This is a genomic window from Streptomyces sp. SID3212, from assembly GCF_009865405.1.
Taxonomy (GTDB): domain Bacteria; phylum Actinomycetota; class Actinomycetes; order Streptomycetales; family Streptomycetaceae; genus Streptomyces.
Genome location: NZ_WWJY01000946.1, coordinates 1 through 3,809, shown reverse-complemented (window position 1 = coordinate 3,809; position 3,809 = coordinate 1). Strand labels below are relative to the sequence as shown.

The following is a 3,809-nucleotide window of genomic DNA, read 5'->3' as shown; positions in this document are numbered from 1 at the left end:
TCGGCGGCGGCGCGCTCCAGCAGGAGATCGCGTACGGCCGCGGCGAAGCGCGGGTCCGCGCCCACGGTGGCCGAGCGGCGGACGGGCAGCCCCAGCTCGGCGGCCTTGGCGGTGGCCTCGGTGTCGAGGTCGTACAGAACCTCCATGTGGTCCGAGACAAAGCCGATGGGGGCCATCACGACGGCGGGGACGCCCTGTTCGCTCAGCGTCTCCAGGTGGTCGCAGATGTCCGGTTCGAGCCAGGGGATGTGGGGGGCGCCGCTGCGCGACTGGTAGACCAGCCGCCAGGGGTGCTCGACGCCGGTCTCCGCGCGTACGGCCTCCACGATCACCCGCGCCGCGTCGAGGTGCTCGGCGACGTACGCGCCGCCCTCGCCGTGCTCCTCCACGGGACCCGAGGTGTCGGCCGCCGCGACCGGGACGGAGTGGGTGGTGAAGGCGAGGTGCGCGCCCGCCCGTACGTCCTCGGGCAGGTCGGCCAGGGAGGCGATCACGCTGTCGGCCATGGGGCGCAGGAAGCCGGGGTGGTTGAAGTAGTGCCGCAGCTTGTCCACGCGGGGCGGTTCGATCCCCTCGGCGGCGAGGGTGGCGAGGGCGTCGGCGAGGTTCTCGCGGTACTGGCGGCAGCCCGAGTACGACGCGTACGCGCTGGTGGCGAGGACGGCGATCCGGCGCCGGCCGTCCTTGGCCATCTCCCGCAGGGTGTCGGTGAGGTAGGGCGCCCAGTTCCGGTTCCCCCAGTAGACCGGCAGGTCCACGCCGTGTGCGGCGAAGTCCTCGCGCAGCGCGTCCAGGAGGGCGCGGTTCTGTTCGTTGATCGGGCTGACGCCCCCGAACAGGAAGTAGTGCTGGCCCACTTCCTTGAGCCGCTCCTCGGGGATGCCGCGGCCCTTGGTCACGTTGGCCAGGAACGGAACCACGTCGTCCGGTCCTTCGGGGCCGCCGAAGGACAACAGGAGGAGGGCGTCGTACGGGGTGGTGGGGTGCTGTTCGGGCATGTTTTGATCCTGCCATCCGCCGGGGTACGGCGGACCACCGCCGCCCCCGGGGCGCTGCCTTCGGGCCACCGTGCCCTGTCGGTCCGCCTGCGGTGACCTGCGGCGGAAAAAGCGATGGGCACGCCCGGGATCCGGTCGTAGGCTGTGGCGGCCTCAGTGATTCCCTGAGCGTGTCCCTGCCGGAGCGCCGCGTGCTCAGTTCCTACCGCTCGATCTTCTCCGCTCCCGGGACCAGGCGTTTCAGCGCCGCCGGTCTGCTCGGCCGCCTGCCGTTCGCCATGCTCGGCATCGGCGTCGTGACGATGGTCTCCCAGCTCACCGGGCGGTACGGCCTGGCGGGCGCGCTGGCCGCCACCCTCGCCGCCGCCGAGGCCGTGGCGGGCCCCCAGATATCCCGGCTGGCCGACCGGTACGGACAGCGGCGGGTGCTGCGCCCGGCGACCCTGGTGGCCGCGACCGGCATCGCGGGCCTGCTCGTCTGCGCCCAGCGGGGCGCCCCGGAGTGGACCCTGTTCGTCTTCGCCGTGGCCGGGGGCTGCATGCCGGGCGTCGGGGCGATGGTCCGGGCCCGCTGGGCGGCGATCCTCCGCGGCTCGCCCCGTGCCCTGCACACCGCGCACGCGTGGGAATCGATCATGGACGAGCTGTGCTTCATCGTCGGCCCGGTCGTCTCCATCGGGCTCTCCACCGCGTGGTTCCCCGAGGCGGGTCCGCTGCTCGCCGGGGTCTTCCTGGTGGTCGGCGTGCTCTGGCTGACGGCGCAGCGCGCGACCGAACCCGTACCGCAGCCGCGCGAGCGGCACATTCGCGGCGACGCGCTGCGCTCCCCCGGGCTGCGGGTGCTGGTGGCCACGTTCGTCGCGACCGGGGCGATCTTCGGGGCCGTGGACGTGGTGACGGTCGCCTTCGCGGACGAGCGGGGGCACAAGGCCGCGGCCAGTCTGGTGCTGGCGGGCTACGCGTGCGGATCGTGCCTGGCGGGGGTGGTGTTCGGGCTGGTGCACGTGAAGGGTCCGCCCGCCCGGGGGTGGGTGGTGGGGGTCGGCGTGATGGCGCTGAGTATGATCCCCCTCCAACTGGCCGGGAACCTGCCGTTCTTGGCCGTGGCGCTCTTCGTCTCGGGCCTGTCCGTCGCACCGACGATGGTCAGCACGATGGCCCTGGTCGAAGCGCACGTACCGCGCAGCAAGCTGACCGAGGGCATGAGCTGGACGACCACCGGGCTCGCGGTCGGGGTCGCGCTCGGCGCCTCGACCGCCGGCCGGGTGGTGGACGAGGCCGGGACCCGCGCGGGGTACGCGGTGCCCGCCGTGGCGGGAGCGCTCGCGGCCGCGGTGGCGTTCCTGGGGTACCGCCGGCTGCGCGAGCCGGTCACTGTTCGGGGAGGGCACGGGCCGGATGAGCTACGACCGTACAGAAACGACGAGCAGGACCGCGTGGCGTAACTGGGCGGGCAACGTCACCGCCCGGCCCGCCCGCACGGTCTCCCCCGCCTCGGTGGACGAGCTGTCCGCGGTCGTCCGCAGGGCCGCCGCCGACGGGCTCAAGGTGAAGGCCGGCGGCACGGGCCACTCGTTCACCGCCGTGGCGGCCACCGACGGGGTACGGATACGGCCCGACCTGCTCACCGGCATCCGGGAGATCGACAGGACCGGCAGCCCGGCCACCGTCACGGTCGAGGCGGGGACGCCGCTGAAGCGGCTGAACGCGGCGCTGGCCAGAGAGGGTCTGTCGCTCACCAATATGGGCGACATCATGGAACAGACCGTCGCGGGCGCGATATCCACCGGCACGCACGGCACAGGCCGCGAGTCGGCGTCGATCGCCGCGCAGGTACGGGCGCTGGAGCTGCTCACCGCCGACGGTTCGCTGCTGCGGTGCTCGGCGGAGGAGAACGCGGACGTCTTCGCCGCCGCCCGGGTCGGCCTCGGCGCGCTGGGGGTGATCACGGCGGTCACGTTCGCCGTCGAGCCGGTCTTCCTGCTGACGGCGCGTGAGGAGCCGATGAGCTTCGACCGGGTCACGGCGGAGTTCGACCAGCACGTCGCCGAGAACGAGCACTTCGAGTTCTACTGGTTCCCGCACACGGGCAATTGCAGTACCAAGCGGAACAACCGCAGCGCGGGCCTGCCCGCCCCGCTGGGCCGGGTGAGCGGCTGGGTGGAGGACGAGTTCCTCGCCAACGGTCTCTTCGAGGTCGTCTGTTCGGTCGGCAAGGCCGTTCCCATGGTCATCCCGCCGCTCGCGCGGGTCTCCAGCCGCGTCCTGTCGGCCCGTACGTATACGGACATCCCTTACAAGGTCTTCACTTCTCCGCGCCGAGTGCGTTTTCTGGAGATGGAGTACGCCCTCCCCCGGGAGCACGTGGTGGAGGCGTTGCGCGAGGTCAAGGCCATGGTCGAGCGGTCGCCGCTGAAGATCAGCTTCCCGGTGGAGATCCGGACGGCGCCCGCGGACGACATCCCGCTGTCGACGGCGTCGGGGCGGGAGAGCGCGTACATCGCGGTGCATCTGTACCGGGGCACCCCGCACCGCTCGTACTTCACGGCGGTGGAGCGGATCATGATCGCGTACGGCGGCCGGCCGCACTGGGGCAAGGTCCACACCCGGGACGCGGCGTACCTCGCGGGGGTGTATCCGCGCTTCGCGGAGTTCGCGGCGGTACGGGACCGGCTCGACCCGGACCGGCTGTTCGGGAACGACTATCTGCGGCGGGTCATCGGGGACTGACGTCCTTCGGGGGCGCGGCCGGGGTCGGGGTCGTGTCCGGGGTCCTGCCCTGGGGTGATTCGGCGGGCGGGGTGGTGGCGG

The 3,809-nt window shown here is 72.6% G+C and carries 3 protein-coding genes; 2 read left to right on the top strand and 1 reads right to left on the bottom strand.

Translation table 11 applies throughout. The features are described from left to right. A partial coding sequence (locus tag GT042_RS28310) for a ferrochelatase (RefSeq protein WP_161311556.1) occupies nucleotides 1-998 on the bottom strand: 998 nt, incomplete at its 3' end. 191 nt (nucleotides 999-1,189) lie between these two features. Here GT042_RS28310 and GT042_RS28305 point away from each other — a divergent pair. Together GT042_RS28305 and GT042_RS28300 are read left to right on the top strand one after the other, a co-directional pair. Continuing rightward, entirely contained in the window at nucleotides 1,190-2,443 is a 1,254-nt protein-coding gene (locus GT042_RS28305) for an MFS transporter (protein ID WP_161311555.1), read from the top strand. Beyond that, a complete protein-coding gene (locus tag GT042_RS28300; protein WP_161311554.1) occupies nucleotides 2,397-3,728 on the top strand; it encodes a D-arabinono-1,4-lactone oxidase in 1,332 nt (443 codons plus the stop codon). The genes GT042_RS28305 and GT042_RS28300 overlap by 47 nt, the downstream gene beginning before the upstream one ends. Nucleotides 3,729-3,809: the final 81 nt, after the last annotated feature.

Excerpts from the sequence above, each read along its gene's own strand:
- GT042_RS28300 (WP_161311554.1), top strand. The coding sequence starts at position 2,397 with ATGAGCTACGACCGTACAGAAACGACGAGCAGGACCGCGTGGCGTAAC.